This window comes from Mycobacterium sp. IDUB_5, from assembly GCF_055419565.1.
In genome coordinates, this window is the sequence record NZ_JBVAXX010000001.1 from 233,746 (window position 1) to 249,681 (window position 15,936).

A 15,936-nucleotide genomic window follows, 5' to 3' on the forward strand; every position below is an offset into this window, starting at 1 on the left:
GTGGGACGCTTGGCGACATTGAGCCGACGCGCGGTGGCGCTCGGCGCGGCAGCCGTGGTGCTGACCTCGTGCGGTTCGTGGAAGGGCATCGCGAACGTGCCGCTGCCCGGTGGGCCCGGTACCGGTCCCGACCACACCACGATCTACGTCCAGATGCCGGACACGTTGGCGCTCAACGTCAACAGCCGGGTGCGGGTGGCCGACGTGTACGTCGGACGCGTGCGGTCGATCGAGTTGAAGAACTGGGTCGCCACGTTGACCCTTGATCTGGACTCGACGGTGCAGTTGCCCAAGAACACGCTGGCCAAGATCGGCCAGACGAGCTTGCTGGGTTCGCAGCACGTCCAGCTCGATGCGCCGCCGGACCCGTCGCCGGAGAAGCTCAAGACCGGCGACACCATCCCGCTGAAGAACGCGTCGTCCTTCCCGACGACCGAGCGGGTCCTGGCGAGCATCGCGTCGATCCTGACCGGCGGCGGCGTGTCGAATCTGGAGACCATCCAGACCGAGATCTTCAACGTCCTCAACGGCCGGTCCGACCAGATCCGGGAGTTCCTGGGCAAGCTCGACACATTCACCGACGAGCTGAACCAGCAGCGCGACGACATCACCCGGGCCATCGATTCGACGAACCGGTTGCTCTCGATCGTCGAGCAGCGCAACGACACTCTCGACCAGGTGCTGACCGAGTTCCCGCCGCTGATCAAGCACTTCGCCGACACGCGTGATCTGTTCGCCGACGCGGTGCAGGCCCTGGGCCGGATCAGCAACGCGGCCGATGATGCGCTGTCGCCGGCCAGCGGTGACCTGAACACCAACCTGGCCAATCTGCAGCGTCCGCTGCGGGAGCTGGGCAAGGCCGGGCCGTACCTGCTCGGTGCGCTGAAGCTCATCTTCACCGCACCGTTCAGCATCGAGAACGTGCCGAAGGTGGTTCGCGGTGACTACATCAACGTCTCGATCCTGGTGGATCTGACGCTGTCGGCCATCGACAACGGGTTCCTGTCAGGTACCGGCGTCTCCGGGATGCTGCGGGCACTCGAGCAGTCGTGGGGCCGCGACCCGAAGACGATGATCCCGGATGTGCGGTTCACCCCGAACCCGCACGACGCGCCGGGTGGACCGCTGGTGGAAAGGGGTGAGTGAGCAGTGCTGACCCGTTTCATCAAGATCCAGTTGGTCATCTTCACGGTGCTGACCGTGGCGGCGGTTGCCGTGCTGGGGTTGTACTACCTGCGCCTGCCGAGCCTGGCCGGCGTGGGGCAGTACACGCTCTACGCCCAACTGCCGCGCTCGGGCGGGCTGTATGCCACCGGCAACGTGACCTACCGCGGCACCCAGATCGGCAAGGTCACCGAGGTCGAGCCCACCGAGAACGGTGCCCGTGCCACGCTGAGCATCGGCAACGACGTCAAGATCCCGGTGGACGTGACGGCCGAGGTGCATTCGGTGTCGGCGATCGGCGAGCAGTATCTCGACCTCGTGCCCGCTGCCGACTCCAAGCAGTACCTCAGCCCGGGGCAGACGATCACGAAGAGCACGGTTCCGGCGGAGGTGGGGCCCGCGCTGGACGCGGCCAATCGCGGCCTGGCCGTGCTGCCGAAGGAGAAGATCGATTCACTGCTGACCGAGACGTCGGCCGCGGTCGGCGGTCTCGGTCCCTCGCTGCAGCGTCTCGTCGAGTCGACGACGAACCTCGCCGAAGGCTTCCGCGACAACCTGCCGCAGGTCAACGACATCATCGCCAACTCGGCGCCGATCCTGAACAGCCAGGTGCAGTCGGGTGACGCGATTGCACAGTGGTCGCGCAACCTGAACATCATCGCGGGCCAGACCGCCGAGCAGGACGGTGCGCTGCGTAGCGGTCTGCAGCAGGCGGCGCCCACGCTGGATCAGGTGAACGCGTTGTTCTCCGACGTGCGGGACTCGCTGCCGCAGACGCTAGCCAACCTGTCGGTCGTCATCGACATGCTCAAGCGCTACAACAAGGGCCTCGAGCAGGCGCTGGTGGTCCTGCCCCAGGGTGCGTCGCTGACGCAGGCGGGCACGATCTTCGAGAACGAGGGTCTGCTGCACTTCGGTCTGTCGATCAACCTGCCGCCGCCGTGTATGACCGGCTTCCTGCCGGCTTCGGAATGGCGTTCGCCCGCCGACACGTCGATGGCGCCGCTGCCGTCCGGCACCTACTGCAAGATCCCGAAGGACTACCAGGGCAATGTGGTTCGCGGCGCTCGCAACTACCCGTGTGCCGATGTGCCGGGTAAGCGCGCCGCCTCGCCGAAGGAATGCCACAGCAACGAGCCGTACGTGCCGCTGGGCACCAACCCGTGGTACGGCGACCCGAATCAGGTGCTGTCCTGCCCCGCCCCTGGTGCGCGCTGCGACCAGGGCGTGGACCCGGGTCGGGTGATACCGGCGCCGTCGGTGAACAACGGCATGAACCCGTTGCCGGCCGACCGGCTGCCCCCGCCGATGAGCGCCTCACCGGTCAGTGATCCGATCAGCCCACCGGGCTCGGGTACCGTCAGCTGCAGCGGGCAACAGCCCAACCCGTGCATCTACACTCCCGCGCAGGGGCCGCCCGGCAGCACCGCCGCGTACAGCCCCCAGAGCGGCGAGGTGGTCGGGCCCGACGGGGTGCGATACAACGTGAAGAACTCGAGTAACCCAGGAGATGACGGATGGAAGGAGATGCTGGCTCCAGCCGGCTGAACCCCCCCATCGACACCCCCGAGGACGGCGCCGCCGACGAGGAAACGACGGCCGCCGAGGAGACGACGGTCGCCGAAGAGTCCGTCGACGCGTCCGTGCCCGACCAGGTCCCGCCGGAGGATCCGCGTCGGCCGTCGCGGCTCAGCACGCGCTGGGTCGCCGCCCTGACCGCGGCGCTCGTTGTCCTTGCCGGCGGAGCTGTGGCCGGTGGCTACTACGCGTTGAAGGCCAACCAGCGCGCCGCGTCGATCGCCCGCAGCGACGACGCCGCACTGGCCGCTGCCAAGGAGTGTGTGGCTGCCACCAACGCGCCGGATACCGCGGCGATGACCGTCGCGCAGTCCAAGATCCTCGAGTGCTCGACCGGTGACTTCGGCGTCCAGGCCGGCCTGTTCGGCAGCGTGATCGCCGAGGCGTACCAGGCGGCCAATGCGAAGGTCGCCGTCGACGACCTGCGCGCCGCGGTCGAGCGGCACAACCCGGACGGGTCGATCAATGTGCTCGTCGCGGTCCGGGTGAAGATCACCAACTCGCAGGCCGCGAATCAGCAGGTCGGCTACCGGTTGCGCGCCACGATGGCGTTCGACGAGGGCCGCTACCGCATCGCCAAGCTCGACCAGGTCACGTCGTGACGACCGTCCTGCCGATCACCGACTCGACGTCCGACAGCGAGGTGCCGGAGGTCGACCGGGCGTCGTGGTCGGCGCGCGCGGGTGCACTGCTCGTCGACGTCCTGCCGGGTGCGGCCGTGATCGCGACGATGGCGCTACTGGCTCTGGCGTCGCCCGCCGACGGCTGGGCGCGCTGGTCTTTCACCGGTGCGGCCGCGGTGGCGCTGTTCGCGACGGCGGTCAACCGTCTTGTCCTTCCCGTGGCGACCGGCTGGACGATGGGCCGCGCGCTGTGCGGGATCGCGGTACGCGGACGGGCCGAATCCGGTGACGGCGCCGTCGTGGGCATCGGCCGATTGGCCGTGCGCGAACTCGCCCACCTGCTCGACACGCTGGCGGTGTTCGTCGGCTGGCTGTGGCCGCTGTGGGATCGCCGGCGGCGGACCTTCGCCGACATGCTGGCCCGCACTGAGGTCGTCGTCGTCGAGCGGCCGGCGCGCAACATGCGGCGGCTCGTCGCGATGGTGTTGATCGTGGTGGCACTGGTGTGCGCGGCGGCAGCCGGCTTGGGCTATCTCACGGTGTACCGGCACGAGCGTGCCGTCGATGCGGCACGCGTCCAGATCGACGAGCAAGGCCCGCGCATCGTCGAGCAGATGCTCACCTACAGCGCCGACACCATGGCCGCTGACTTCGCCCGGGCGCAGTCGCTGACCACCGACACCTACCGCGAGCAGCTCACCGCGCAGCAGCAGGCCGCCCAGAAGGCGGGGATCAAGTCCAACGAGTACTGGGCGGTGAGCCATGCGGTGCTGACCGATCCGCCGGTCACGCCCGATACGGCGTCCATGCTGCTGGCTATGCAGGGCCAGCGCGGTGACGATCCGAAAAATCTGAAGTTCATCACGGCGACGGTGCGCGTCGACTTCGACCGCACCGACGGCCAGTGGCGGGTGGCGAACCTGACCGTGTTGAAGAAGCCCCAGATGAATCCGGCCGGCCAGTGAGCCCGCGGCGCAAGGTCGACGACACCGCGACCGACTACTTCGGCAGCGAGCCCCGCAAGCCGAAGCGCTGGGGGCTGCCGGTGGTGGGGGCGGTGGTGGCGCTGGTGGTCGCCGCGGCGATCACGGCAAGCACTCTGATGCTGATCCGGCACGAACACGATCGGTCCGAAGCCGTTCAGGAGGCGTCGGCGCTGGGGTACGCCCGCGAGTTCATGACGGAGTACATGACCCTGGACCCCTTCAACGCCAACGCCTACGCGGACCGGATCGCCGCGCAGGCGACCGGCGAGTTCGCCAAGGGTTTCAAAGAAAAGCAGAACGAGATCCTGCTGCAGGTGGCCCGCGGAGAACCGACCACCGGCACGGTGCTCGCCGCGGGGGTGCAGCGCTGGAACGACGACGGCAGCGCCGACGTGCTGATCGCGACGAAGGCGACGTCGACGACGCCCGACGGCAAGACGACGATCGAAAGTGGCAGCCGCTGGATCGCCACGACGATCAAGGAAGGACAGCAGTGGAAGATCAGCAACCTGATTCAGGTGATCTGACCACCGACGAGTCGGCGACTCCCAGCGATCCCGCGACCCCGCCGCGCCGCCGCCGGTTCTTCCGGCGGACCCGCGCGGCAGCGCCCGCCGCGGAGCAGCCCGAGGAGACGGTCGAGCGGCTGAAGCCCGACTCATCCGCGGTGGAGACACCGCTCGACCAGCCGACCGATCAGCCGAAGAAGCCCGTGGGTAAGGCAGCGCGCACCCCGAAGCCAGACGTGAGTGCCGACCCCGACACCGCCACCGACACCGTCACCGAGCCGGACGCTGAGGCCGGGGACGCACCCGAGGAGGCCGCAGAGGCAACCGGCGGGGACGCAACCGACGGGGCCGCACCCGCAGCCGAGATCCGGATGGTCGAGCACCGTCCCGCAGGGCGCGGACTGGTCGCGGCCGCGGTCGTCGCCTCGGTGCTGTTCGTCGGCGGAGGTGCCTTCGCGGGCGCGATGGTGCAGCCGTACCTCGCGCAGCGGGCTCTGAATACCACCAAGCTCGAGATCGCGCGCACCGCGACCGCAGCGATCACTGCGTTGTGGACCTACACCCCCGACGACATGCCTGCCCTGGCCGACCGCGCATCACGGTTCCTCGGCGGCGACTTCGCCGGCGACTACCGCAAGTACATCGACGCGATCGTCGAGCCGAACAAGCAGGCGCAGGTCACCAACACGACCGAGGTGGTCGGTGCGGCCGTGGAGAGTGTCTCGCCCGCGCTCACGCCGACGGACGCCACGGCGATCGTGTACACCAACTCGATCTCGACGAGCCCCGTCACCAAGAACATCCCGTCGCTGCGCTATCTGTCCTACCGCCTGACGATGAAGCGCGACGGCGGGGAGTGGCTGATCACCCGGATGTCGACGGTCACGTCGTTCGACCTCACCCCGCAGCTGTAGGGACGCGTTTCGCGTGTTCCACGTGAAACGTCACCCGAATGCTCCGCCGGGGTTCTTTCGCTGTGAAGCTGTTGGGCTGCAATGGCTTTCGGATGCCGACGGGGGTGTTCCCACCGCGAGGGTGGTCGCCGTGGACGAGCACTCGTTGACGCTGGAGCGCCTCGCGTCGGTGGCACCTGAGCGTGCGGCCGCGCGGACATTCGGCGCGCGGTTGGCACACACCCACGCCGCAGGCGCCGACGGCTTCGGGGCGTCACCGCCCGCATGGGCCGCGCCGTCAGGCTTCTTCGGTCCTCTTGACCAGCCGTTGCCGATGACCTACAGCCACGACAGTTCGTGGGGACGTTTCTACGCCGAACATCGACTCACGCCGATGCTCGAGCGGGCGCGGCCCAGCCAGGATGTCCGCCAGGCGGTCGAGGCAGTGGTGTCACGTTGTGTAGCAGGTGTTTTCGACGATCCTGATGAGCAGCCGTGCCGGTTGCACGGTGACCTGTGGAGCGGCAACGTGATGTGGACCGCCGACGGTGTTGTGCTGATCGACCCCGCGGCGCACGGCGGGCACCGGGAGACCGACCTCGCGATGCTGGCGCTCTTCGGCTGTCCGCACCCGGACGAGATCGTCGCGGGCTACCAGGAGGTCCGCCCGCTGACCGCGGGGTGGCGTGACAGGGTCGGGCTGCACCAGCTCTATCCGTTGCTCGCGCACGTCGTGCTGTTCGGTTCCGGCTACGAGCGGCAGACGTTGGCGGCCGCCCGCAGCGCACTGGCGGCTAGTTGAAGGCCAGCCACGCCGGCTGCGCCCGTTCGTGCGAATCGCACAGCACCGCCATCGTGTCGCAGGAGCCCTGTGGCGAACCCGCGCCGGCCCACATGCCGCCGGTGTCGCGGCGCAGCACGATGGCCGACGAGCCGCCACCGTCGAGCAGGACCGCGGTGTCGCTGCCGAGCCCTCGGAACAGGTCCTGGATCTGGTCAGGCGTGTAGTTGCCGCCGGAGAACACGTACATCTCGTCGCGGTCGCGCACGTAGGCGATCGCGGTGCGCGCCGCGCTCGGGCCGGGGTCGTTCATCTGGCCGGTGTCGCCGGGGGCGAGCAGGTGCATACCGGCGACCGCAACGAAACGGGTGCCCTTGTCAATCAGGCCGGCGATCACGGGGGAGGCCGCGTCGAAGTCGGTGTCGCTCGTCGGCGGTACCACGAACGGTGCACCCTGGACCGGCAGGATCATCGTCGAGAGCGCCATCCAGTTCTCGTTGCCGCCCGAGAGTCCCTGCTTGCCGGCGTAGGCCAGCGTGCCCGTCACTGCGGCGTTGGTCCGGCCGAGATTGCGGGTGTTGTCGACGTAGGCGCCCAGCGGCGAGCTGCAGCCCGTCGACTTCCACGAACCGCCCTGCTGGCCGCGCACGTCGAAGAAGTTCGCGTTGATCGCGATCGTCGGTTGGCCGAGTACCTGCCATGCCTGCAGCGGCGAGTAGGTCTCGGAGGCCTGCAGAAGACCCTCGGCGGTGCGGGCGCGGGGGTCACGCTCGCAGCGGGCCTGGAACCCCGTGTGGGAGTCGGCCAGCAGTCGCGGCGCCAACCTCGACGAGGCGCCCTTGATGATCATCAGCCGGCCGCCGTTCCCCATCTCGTACCAGCGGCCCGCGGCGTCGAGCATGGGCGCCGGCGCACCGGACCCGAAGTTGTACACCAGATACGAGCCCTTGGTAGTGGCGATCGCGGCGGCGAGCAGCTCGCGAGCGCTGGCTGCGGCGGCCCCCGGCGCGCTGACCCCGGCGGCCACCAGGGCGCACACCACCGCTGCGGCCGCGCCGCACAGTCGTCGCCGGATGTTTGCGGTAGGAGTCGACATCGACGGCTCCTTCGAGGGGTAGATCGACCTGGGCTGGTCAGCACGTCAACAATAATCCCAGCAGAAACGGTGTCAACTTTCGTCACAGCGGTATCACAGATTGATGCCGCGAAGATTGCTGCAACGGTTTGCTGCGTAGCTCCCAGCGGGTACCTGTGGACCATGCCGACCGTGACCCGTACCTTCACCGTGAGTCCGCCCCCGCCGGTCGTCGTCGACTACCTCAAGGATTTCGCCCACGCCGAACAGTGGGACCCGGGCACTCAACGCTGCGAGCGCATCGACAGCGGTCCGGTCGCCGAGGGCGCCTACTGGCACAACGTCTCGAAGATCCTGGGCAGGACCGCCGAGCTGACCTACACCCTCGACGAACTCACCGACCACAAGGTCGTCTTCGTCGGCGAGAACGGCTCGTCCACCTCGGTCGACACCATCACCGTCGAGCGCGACGGTGCGGGATCGGTGATCACCTACGAGGCGGAACTGCAGATGCACGGAACGGCCAAGCTGCTCAATCCGGTGATGAAACTGGCGTTCGAGAAGTTGGCCGGCGAGACCGAGAAGCGACTGGCGGCCGTGCTCAACAGCCTCGATCAGCGCGACGGCGCCAGCCGGTAGATCGCGTCTGCGGCGTCGTCGGTGATGTAGACGGCGCCATCCGGGCCCACCACGGCGGCGACCGGTCGGCCCCACCGTGATCCGTTCTCGCCCTGGAAACCGCCCACCAGCGTCTGCTGGTTCTCGAGACCGCCGTCACGCCACGGATAGAACGACACCTCGGGCTCGCGCGGCGGCTGGCGGTTCCACGAGCCGTGCACGCCGATCAGCGCGCCCTGCGCGTAGGGCGCGGGCAGAACGCCGTCGACGAAGCTCATGCCCAGCGGAGCCGAGTGCGCTCCCATGCTCTGCTCGACGGGTGGCAGCGCCGCGCAGTCCATCTCGGTGCCGTCCGGATTCGTCTGGACGTCTCGGATGAAGGGCAGATCGGCGGGTCCAGAAGCGGCTGGGCCGGGATTGCAATAGGGCCAACCCAATTCGCGGCCCGGCGTCAGTCGCGCGATCTGCTCGCGAGGGTTCTCGCCGACGTAGGCGGGATCGACCTGGCCGGTGCTCGGGTCGGCGACGTTGTCGCGGCCGTTGTTCGCCGTCCACACGGCGCCGTCGGGTGCGACGGCCAGGCCGGTGCCGTTGCGCACACCGGTCGCGAACGGCGTGGCGGGGCCGCCGCCGGGCGGGACCCGCATGATGGTCGCCCGCGGCGGGGTGGCGGTGCGGTCGTCGGCCGAGATGTTGCCGGTCGATCCGATCGAGAAGTACACCGCGCCGTCCGGTCCGACCGCCACGCTCTTGAGGGCGTGCGAGTACGCGCCGCGCAGATCCGGACTCTTGGCGTCCGGCAGCCCGCCCGCGATGACACGCGGGTTCGTCGCCCTGCCGGCCGCGTAGTCGTAGGCATCGATCTGATCGCTCTGCGCCACGTACAGCGTCGAGCCTGCGATCGCCAGGCCGTGCGGTTGGTCCAGTCCGTCGAGCAGCACCGTCTGCGTCGCACCGGCACCATCCGGGGTGAACCGCAGCACCGAGCCCGCGCTCGGAACCGACACCAGAAGCGTGCCATCGGGCGCCCAGGCCGCCAGCCGGGGCCGCGGGGTCCGCGCCCAGACCGACAGCTGCCACCCCGTCGGCACCCGGACTTGGCGCGGCTGGTCGAACGGTGCTTCGGCCATGCCGGGTGGGACGGTCACGTCGACGGTGCTCGTGCCTGTTGCGGGCGGCGCCGACGTCGCCGTCGGCCCGGATGACGCCGAGGGTGACGGTGCGGGTTCCGACGCGCTGCTGCATCCGGCGATGAGTGTGGCCGTGACGAGCAGCGTGCCGACGTGGCTAGGCCGCGGCGAGACCGGCATGCATCTCCCAGACGAGGATCTCGGCGGCATCGGTCGCGGTGACGCGCTGGCCACCGGAGGCGGTGAATCGCACGGCGTCGCCCTCGTGCAGCGGCCCCGCCCCCTCGAGCACCACCTCGCCGCGGGGCACGAACAGGTGCAGGTAGGGGGCGTCGGGCAGTTCCACGCTCTGCCCCGGCTGGAGCCGGGCGCCGTGTAGCGCGGCGTACCGGTTGGAGATCGTGATGGCCGCGGCGTCGCTGTGTTCGGGCATGCCCGACGCGATGGTCACGAGACCGCCACGCAGCAATTCGTCGTCGATCTCGAGTTGCTGGTAGCCCGGGGTGATGCCCGACTCGTCGGGGACGACCCACATCTGCACGAAATGCACTGGCTCACTGTGAGTTTGGTCGCCGGTCAGCGTCCATGAATCGTTCTTCTCGGAGTGCAGGATGCCTCGCCCCGCCGACATGCGCTGCGCCAGACCGGGGTAGATGACGCCCGAGTGGCCGGTGGAGTCCTGATGCACCAGCGAGCCTTGGAGCACCCAGGTGACGATCTCCATGTCGCGGTGCGGATGGGTGTCAAAACCGGTGCCGGGCTTGACGATGTCGTCGTTGTTGACCAGCAGCAACCCGTGGTGGGTGTTGTCGGGGTCGTAGTGGCCGCCGAACGAGAACGAGTGCTTGGAGTCCAGCCAGGCGATCTTCGTGGCGGCGCGGTCGGCGGCACGGCGGATGTCGACGCCGTCGGGGGTGGTGCTCATGGGAATCACTCCTTGAAGAGTCCTGGCCAGCCTAGGTGGCTGCTCTGCGTCCGACAACATGCATGACACATCATGTATTCCGTACAGTGGGGTGATGGAGTGGCTGACCCCTGAGCAGCAGCGCATCTGGCGCGACTATCTCGCGATGACCAGCCGCCTGCACACCGCGATGCACCGTCAGCTGCAGTCCGACTGCGAGCTCTCGCTGTCCGATTACGACGTGCTGGTCGCGCTGTCCGAACGCGGGCCGTTGCGCATCACCGAACTGGGGGAGCTGATCGGGTGGGAGCAGAGCCGGCTCTCCCACCAATTGCGCCGGATGCGCGGGCGCGGACTCGTCGAACGCCAGGGTGACGACGACGACCGCCGGGCGGCCACCGTCGAGATCACTGCCGAGGGCCGGTCGGCGCTGGAGGTTGCGGCGCCGGGACACGTCGACCTGGTGCGCACCGTCGTGTTCGACGGCCTCTCGCCTGCCCAGCAGCGTGCGTTCGGGGCCGCGATCGGCCGGGTGCTCGAGCGTCTTGCGCGCTGAACTACTCCTCGACCAATGCCCGCAGCCGGTCGATGCGCCGGTCCCACCGCTGCGACAGGGTGGCCAGAAGATCCTGCGCCGCGAGCAGTGATCTGGTGTCCACGGACCAGATGCGTTCCCGCCCGCGTTTCACGCTGCGCACCACGCCGGCTGACTCGAGCAACGTCAAGTGCTTCGTGGCGGCCTGCCGGGTCACCGGAACCGCCTGCGTGACCGTCGACGTCGACGACGGCCCGGTGTCGCAGAGCCAGATGATCATGCGCAGCCGGTGGGGATCGCCCAGCGCATCGAACAGCGGCGCCGCGCTGGTGAGGCTCACGCCCACTGCGGAGCCGCCAGGTACTGCCCGACGAGGCGCAGCTGCGTGGCCCAACCGCCACTGTTGTCGCTGAAAGCCGCGGCACGACGGGATTCGGGGAGGGCGTCGAAACCCGACTCCATGATCTCGAGCAGGACACCGTCCTCGGCCTCGGTGAGCGTGAACTCCACCAGCGTGGTCAGATCGGCGAACTCGGGCTCAGGCAACGGGTTCCAGCGGAACGCGAAATAGCGTGGCGGCGTGACCGTCACGACGTGCAGCGGAAACGTCATTCCGGCGAATTCCTTCTGCTGCGCGGCGACCTCGTCGTCGACTGCGGTCGGTGTCATCACCCCGGTCACTGTTTCTCCCGCGACGAACGGCCCGTCCACCGTCATGCCGAACCAGGTGCCGAACTCGCCGGAGTCGCTGATCGCTCGCCACACCCGGTCCAGGGGGGCTCGCAGCACGGCACTCTTCTCGATGCGATCGGTCATGATATGCAACCTCCTCGTTGCCTATCACGCTAGAGCGCCGTGGCGACATGCGCAACCTTTTGGTTGCTTTTTTCTACAGCTGTGGCGGCAGACCGAAACGCTCGAACAGCGATGTCTCCATGAACGCCACAACATGCGAGATCCCGGCGGTGCGCGCATCGAGCACGTGCAGCTGGAACGCCTCGTGCACACCGGTCTGCGGATTGCGCATGTACAGCGCCGCGACCGGTTGACCGTTGGCCGTGGTGCGCAGGAACCGCATGTCGCCCGGCCCCTCGGCGGGGCAGTGGAACTTCGACAGCGCGACGATGTCGGCCGGACCGTCGTACCAGCCGTCGAAGGGCGGCATCTCCCACACGGCATCGGCGGTGAACAACTCCACCAGCCGGTCGATGTCATAGGTCTCGAACGCCGAGATGTAGCGGTCGAGCAGGTCGGCCGTCTGCGGGGAGTCGGGCGGCAGCGCTGCGTCGTCCCGCGCGGGGGCGACCTCGTCGAGCTGTGCCCGGGCGCGCTGCAACAGGCTGTTGACCGCCGCGGTCGACACCCCGATCGCGTCGGCGACCTCGGCCGCCCGCCACTGCAGCACCTCGCGCAGCACCAGGACCGCGCGCTGCCGGGCCGGCAGGTGCTGCAGCGCCGCGATGAACGCCAGCCGCACGGATTCGCGGGATTCGACGATGACCGAGGGGTCCGACGGGTCGGCCCCCGGTGCGTCGGGCAGCGGCTCGAGCCAGGCGATCTCGTGGCGCTCGTGCAACTCGCCGAGCGGGTCGGACGCCGGCTGGCCCAGCCCGCTGGGCAGCGGCCGGCGGTTGCGGCCCTCCAGGGCGGTCAGGCAGGTGTTGGTCGCGATGCGGTACAGCCACGTGCGCACCGACGATTTGCCTTCGAAGTTCTTGTAGGCCTTCCACGCCCGCAGGTACGTCTCCTGGACCAGGTCCTCGGCGTCATGCAGCGAGCCGGTCATCCGGTAGCAGTGCGCGAGCAGCTCACGCCGGTACCGCTGGGCATCGGCGAGAAAGGCGTTCTCGGCGCTGCTGTCATCGACAGCCAACACGGTCACGGTGCCCGAGCTTAATGAGTGCCACCGACGAAGTCAGCCATGCTCGGCTGCCGGGGCAGCGGGCGCTCGCTAGTCTGCCGTGCATGCCCGTGACGAGAACCGAACGCAGCTTCGACGGAGTCGGTGGCGTGCGCATCGTCTACGACACGTGGACGCCAGACCGGACTCCCCGCGGTGTGGTGATCCTCGCCCACGGATACGCCGAACACGCCCGTCGCTACGACCACGTGGCGGCCCGGTTCGGCGAGGCCGGGCTGCTGACCTACGCGCTGGACCACCGCGGGCACGGCCGCTCCGGAGGCAAGCGGGTGCTGCTGCACGACATGTCCGAATACACCGCCGACTTCCACACGCTGGTCGGGATCGCCGGCACCGAACATCCCGGCCTGCCGCGCATCGTGCTGGGCCACAGCATGGGCGGTGGGATCGTGTTCAGCTACGGCGTCGAGCATCCTGACGACTACACCGCCATGGTGCTCTCCGGACCCGCCGTCGCCGCCCAGTCCGTACTGCCCGCGGCCAAGGTGGCGGCGGCCAAGCTGCTGGGCCGGCTCGCGCCCGGGCTGCCGGTGGAGAAGCTGCCCGCCGACGCGGTGTCGCGCGACCCCGACGTCGTCGCCGCCTACGAGGCCGACCCGCTGGTCCACCACGGCCGGCTGCCCGCGGGCATCGGCCGTGCGTTGATCCTCGTAGGGGAGACGATGCCCCGGCGGGCCGCCGCGATCACCGCGCCGCTTCTCGTGGTGCACGGCGACGCCGACCGCCTCATTCCGGTACAGGGCAGCAGGACGCTGGTCGAGTGTGTGGGCTCGGCCGACGTGCACCTCAAGGAGTACCCGGGGCTCTATCACGAGGTGTTCAACGAGCCGGAAAAGGCGCTGGTGCTCGACGACGTGACCACCTGGATCGAGTCGCAGCTGTGAGGCGGGTGGTTGCGCTGCTGCTGGGCGCGATGCTGCTGTGCGCCCCGGCGTGCTCGTCGAAGTCCGACGCTCCCGCGCCGGCGTGGGTCGACGAGGACGTGTCTTTCGACGCCGACGGGCTGACGATCTACGGCACCTACCGGCACCGCAGCGGTGAGGAGAAGGGACCCGCGGCGCTGCTGATATCGGAGAGCGGCAACACCGACCGCAACGGCGACAACCAGGTCGCCGGCCCCATCGGCAACATGCGGCAGCTGGCCGAGCTGCTCTCCGAGCGCGGCGTCGCGACGCTGCGCTACGACAAGGTGGGCACCGGCAGGACCGGGATCGGACCGTACAAGGACCATCCCGACGACGTCGTCAGCAGCGTCTACACGACCGGCGCCAAGGCGGCGCTGCGGTTCCTCGCCAGGCAGGCCGACGCCGATCCGGGCCGGCTGTCGGTGTACGGGCTGGGGGAGGGCAGCATCCACGCGCTGACGCTGGCCGGGGACACCGCACCCGACGCGCCGAAGGTGCACTCGCTGGGGTTGTTGCAGCCGCTGCCCGGGCGATATCTCGACATCATCACCACCCGCGTCACGGCGGGCGGTTCGCCCGAGACGGTCGCGGCGTGGAAGGCCGCGGTGGCGCAGATCCGCACGCAGGGCACGGTGCCCGCCACACTGCCGGACGGGCTGAACGCGATCGTGAACCCGGGCAACATCAAGGCGGTGATCGACGCCGACCGCATCGATCCGCTGGCGCTGGCCGCCGCAGTGCCTGCGGGCACACCGGTGCTGCTCACCTGCTCGGACTCCGACAACCAGGCCAACTGCACCAACGCCCGGCCGCTGATCGACGCGCTGAGCCGGACCGCGCTGACGGTCACCGAACTCAAGGGTGTCAACCACGTCCTGCGTGACGATCCGACCGACAATATCGCCAACTACGCGAAGAAGGATCCGCTCTCACCGCAGCTGGTGTCCGTACTCGACAGCTTCGCCACGCGCTAGCTGTGGATGAAAACGGTTGTGGGGATGGGCGATACTGGTCGGTGATGACTGTCAGCGGTCCGGCCTAGGTTTTCCAGACATGAGTACCGACGAGAAGATGCTGGCCCGGATCGCGGCACTGCTGCGCCAGGCCGAGGGCACCGACAACACCCACGAGGCGGAGGCGTTCATGGCCGCCGCGCAGCGGTTGGCCACCGCCACGTCGATCGATCTGGCGGTCGCGCGGTCGCACAGCGCCGAGCGGACCGCGGCGCAGACGCCGGTGCAGCGCACCATCACGATCGGAGAGCCCGGAGCCCGGGGGCTGCGCACCTATGTGCAGCTGTTCGTGCTGATCGCCGCCGCCAACGACGTCAAGTGCGACATCGCCTCGAACTCGACGTTCGTCTACGCCTACGGCTTCGCCGAGGACATCGACGCGACCCATGCGCTGTACACCAGCCTGGTGCTGCAGATGGTGCGCGCGTCGAAGGACTACATCGCCTCCGGCGCGCACCGCCCGACGCCGACCATCACCGCGCGCATCAACTTCCAGCTCGCGTTCGGGGCACGGGTGGGGCAGCGGCTGGCCGAGGCGCGCGAGCAGGCCCAGCAGGAGGCCACCCGCGGCCCGGAGAGCAATCCGGGGACCGCGATCGCGTTGCGCGACAAAGACCTCGAGCTCAAGGACTACTACCGGCAGTCGTCGCGGGCGCGCGGCACGTGGCGGGCCACCAGCGCGACGGCGGGCTACTCGTCGGCGGCGCGGCGCGCCGGTGACCGGGCGGGGCGTCGCGCCAGGCTGGGCGGGGAGACCGAGCTGGCAAGAGCGCGCACGGCGCTGGAGAGGTGAGCCGGGACACCCAGCGCGCGAAAGTCTATGCCGCAGAACAGTTCGTGCGGACGATGTTCGATCGGGCGGCCGAGCGCAACACCCGGGCGGTGGATTTCTTCGGCACGCAGTTGACGCTGCCGCCGGAAGCGCGGTTCGCGTCGGTGGAATCGGTGCAGGCCTACGTCGACGACGTACTGTCGCTGCCCGCGGTGCGAGCGGCGTGGCCGGGCGCGGGAGCGTTGCGGGTCCGCCCCCGCCGCGGGGCGACGGCGGCGCACTTCGAACGCGACGGAGCGATCATCGCGGTTCCTGTCCAGGACGACCAGGACCGGACCCGTTGGGCTCTGAGGGAATTGGTGGTGCTGCACGAGATCGCCCACCATCTGTGCGACGCCGAGCCCGCCCACGGCCCGGAGTTCGTCGCGACGCTGCGTGAGCTGGCCGCCGCGGTGATGGGTCCCGAGGTCGCCCACGTGCTGCGGGTCGTGGGTGCGAAAGAGGGTGTCCGGGGCTGAGGCGGTGGGGG

General features: G+C 69.1%; 19 protein-coding genes. 13 read left to right on the forward strand and 6 right to left on the reverse strand.

The window, feature by feature from the left end:
* From ACZY1G_RS01170 to ACZY1G_RS01200, 7 genes are read left to right on the forward strand one after another with little or no spacing between them, the layout of a single operon-like run.
* Entirely contained in the window at positions 1-1,146 is a 1,146-nt protein-coding gene (locus ACZY1G_RS01170) for a virulence factor Mce family protein (RefSeq protein ID WP_463813189.1), read from the forward strand.
* Between the two features lie 3 nt (positions 1,147-1,149).
* Positions 1,150-2,712 (forward strand): virulence factor Mce family protein, encoded by a 1,563-nt coding sequence (locus tag ACZY1G_RS01175; RefSeq protein WP_463813190.1) that lies wholly within the window; start codon positions 1,150-1,152, stop codon positions 2,710-2,712.
* Positions 2,682-3,344: a hypothetical protein gene (locus ACZY1G_RS01180; protein WP_463821340.1), complete on the forward strand. Its 663-nt coding sequence runs from the start codon at positions 2,682-2,684 to the stop codon at positions 3,342-3,344. The genes ACZY1G_RS01175 and ACZY1G_RS01180 overlap by 31 nt, the downstream gene beginning before the upstream one ends.
* Positions 3,341-4,330, forward strand: coding sequence for an RDD family protein (locus ACZY1G_RS01185; protein WP_463821342.1), 990 nt, complete (start codon positions 3,341-3,343; stop codon positions 4,328-4,330). The genes ACZY1G_RS01180 and ACZY1G_RS01185 overlap by 4 nt, the downstream gene beginning before the upstream one ends.
* Positions 4,327-4,878 (forward strand): mammalian cell entry protein, encoded by a 552-nt coding sequence (locus tag ACZY1G_RS01190; RefSeq protein WP_463813194.1) that lies wholly within the window; start codon positions 4,327-4,329, stop codon positions 4,876-4,878. The genes ACZY1G_RS01185 and ACZY1G_RS01190 overlap by 4 nt, the downstream gene beginning before the upstream one ends.
* Positions 4,845-5,774, forward strand: a complete 930-nt coding sequence (locus tag ACZY1G_RS01195; RefSeq protein ID WP_463813195.1) for a mammalian cell entry protein — start codon at positions 4,845-4,847, stop codon at positions 5,772-5,774. The genes ACZY1G_RS01190 and ACZY1G_RS01195 overlap by 34 nt, the downstream gene beginning before the upstream one ends.
* A 13-nt stretch (positions 5,775-5,787) precedes the next feature.
* Entirely contained in the window at positions 5,788-6,555 is a 768-nt protein-coding gene (locus tag ACZY1G_RS01200; RefSeq protein WP_463821344.1) for a fructosamine kinase family protein, read from the forward strand.
* Here ACZY1G_RS01200 and ACZY1G_RS01205 read toward each other — a convergent pair.
* Entirely contained in the window at positions 6,548-7,630 is a 1,083-nt protein-coding gene (locus ACZY1G_RS01205) for a phosphodiester glycosidase family protein (protein WP_463813197.1), read from the reverse strand. The two genes, ACZY1G_RS01200 and ACZY1G_RS01205, sit on opposite strands and share 8 nt — an antisense overlap.
* A gap of 162 nt (positions 7,631-7,792) precedes the next feature.
* On the opposite strand from ACZY1G_RS01205, the gene ACZY1G_RS01210 reads away from it, so the two are divergent.
* Positions 7,793-8,248, forward strand: coding sequence for an SRPBCC family protein (locus tag ACZY1G_RS01210; RefSeq protein ID WP_463813198.1), 456 nt, complete (start codon positions 7,793-7,795; stop codon positions 8,246-8,248).
* Here ACZY1G_RS01210 and ACZY1G_RS01215 read toward each other — a convergent pair.
* Complete coding sequence (locus ACZY1G_RS01215) at positions 8,224-9,537, reverse strand: PQQ-dependent sugar dehydrogenase (protein WP_463821346.1); 1,314 nt, start codon at positions 9,535-9,537, stop codon at positions 8,224-8,226. The two genes, ACZY1G_RS01210 and ACZY1G_RS01215, sit on opposite strands and share 25 nt — an antisense overlap.
* Complete coding sequence (locus tag ACZY1G_RS01220) at positions 9,515-10,282, reverse strand: pirin family protein (RefSeq protein WP_463821348.1); 768 nt, start codon at positions 10,280-10,282, stop codon at positions 9,515-9,517. The genes ACZY1G_RS01215 and ACZY1G_RS01220 overlap by 23 nt, the downstream gene beginning before the upstream one ends.
* Before the next feature lie 94 nt (positions 10,283-10,376).
* Between ACZY1G_RS01220 and ACZY1G_RS01225 the strand changes: the two genes are divergently transcribed.
* On the forward strand, positions 10,377-10,817 hold the full coding sequence (locus ACZY1G_RS01225) for a MarR family winged helix-turn-helix transcriptional regulator (RefSeq protein WP_463813202.1): 441 nt from the start codon (positions 10,377-10,379) through the stop codon (positions 10,815-10,817).
* A 1-nt stretch (position 10,818) separates the two neighbouring features.
* Here ACZY1G_RS01225 and ACZY1G_RS01230 read toward each other — a convergent pair whose 3' ends face one another.
* The 3 genes from ACZY1G_RS01230 to ACZY1G_RS01240 all read right to left on the reverse strand — a co-directional run bounded on the left by ACZY1G_RS01230 (position 10,819) and on the right by ACZY1G_RS01240 (position 12,678).
* Positions 10,819-11,142: an ArsR/SmtB family transcription factor gene (locus ACZY1G_RS01230; protein ID WP_463813204.1), complete on the reverse strand. Its 324-nt coding sequence runs from the start codon at positions 11,140-11,142 to the stop codon at positions 10,819-10,821.
* Positions 11,133-11,612 carry an SRPBCC family protein gene (locus ACZY1G_RS01235; protein ID WP_463821350.1) on the reverse strand — a complete coding sequence of 160 codons (480 nt, stop codon included), beginning with the start codon at positions 11,610-11,612 and terminating at the stop codon, positions 11,133-11,135. Before ACZY1G_RS01235 ends, ACZY1G_RS01230 begins: the two co-directional genes overlap by 10 nt.
* Before the next feature lie 73 nt (positions 11,613-11,685).
* Positions 11,686-12,678 (reverse strand): sigma-70 family RNA polymerase sigma factor, encoded by a 993-nt coding sequence (locus ACZY1G_RS01240; protein WP_463821352.1) that lies wholly within the window; start codon positions 12,676-12,678, stop codon positions 11,686-11,688.
* A gap of 83 nt (positions 12,679-12,761) precedes the next feature.
* Here ACZY1G_RS01240 and ACZY1G_RS01245 point away from each other — a divergent pair, with 83 nt between their 5' ends.
* From ACZY1G_RS01245 to ACZY1G_RS01260, 4 genes are all read left to right on the forward strand, one after another.
* On the forward strand, positions 12,762-13,601 hold the full coding sequence (locus ACZY1G_RS01245) for an alpha/beta hydrolase (protein WP_463821354.1): 840 nt from the start codon (positions 12,762-12,764) through the stop codon (positions 13,599-13,601).
* Between the two features lie 29 nt (positions 13,602-13,630).
* Entirely contained in the window at positions 13,631-14,596 is a 966-nt protein-coding gene (locus ACZY1G_RS01250; RefSeq protein WP_463821772.1) for an alpha/beta hydrolase family protein, read from the forward strand.
* A gap of 79 nt (positions 14,597-14,675) precedes the next feature.
* Complete coding sequence (locus tag ACZY1G_RS01255) at positions 14,676-15,428, forward strand: DUF2786 domain-containing protein (protein ID WP_463821356.1); 753 nt, start codon at positions 14,676-14,678, stop codon at positions 15,426-15,428.
* A complete protein-coding gene (locus ACZY1G_RS01260; protein ID WP_463821358.1) occupies positions 15,425-15,925 on the forward strand; it encodes a TIGR04338 family metallohydrolase in 501 nt (166 codons plus the stop codon). Before ACZY1G_RS01255 ends, ACZY1G_RS01260 begins: the two co-directional genes overlap by 4 nt.
* Positions 15,926-15,936 lie beyond the last annotated feature (11 nt).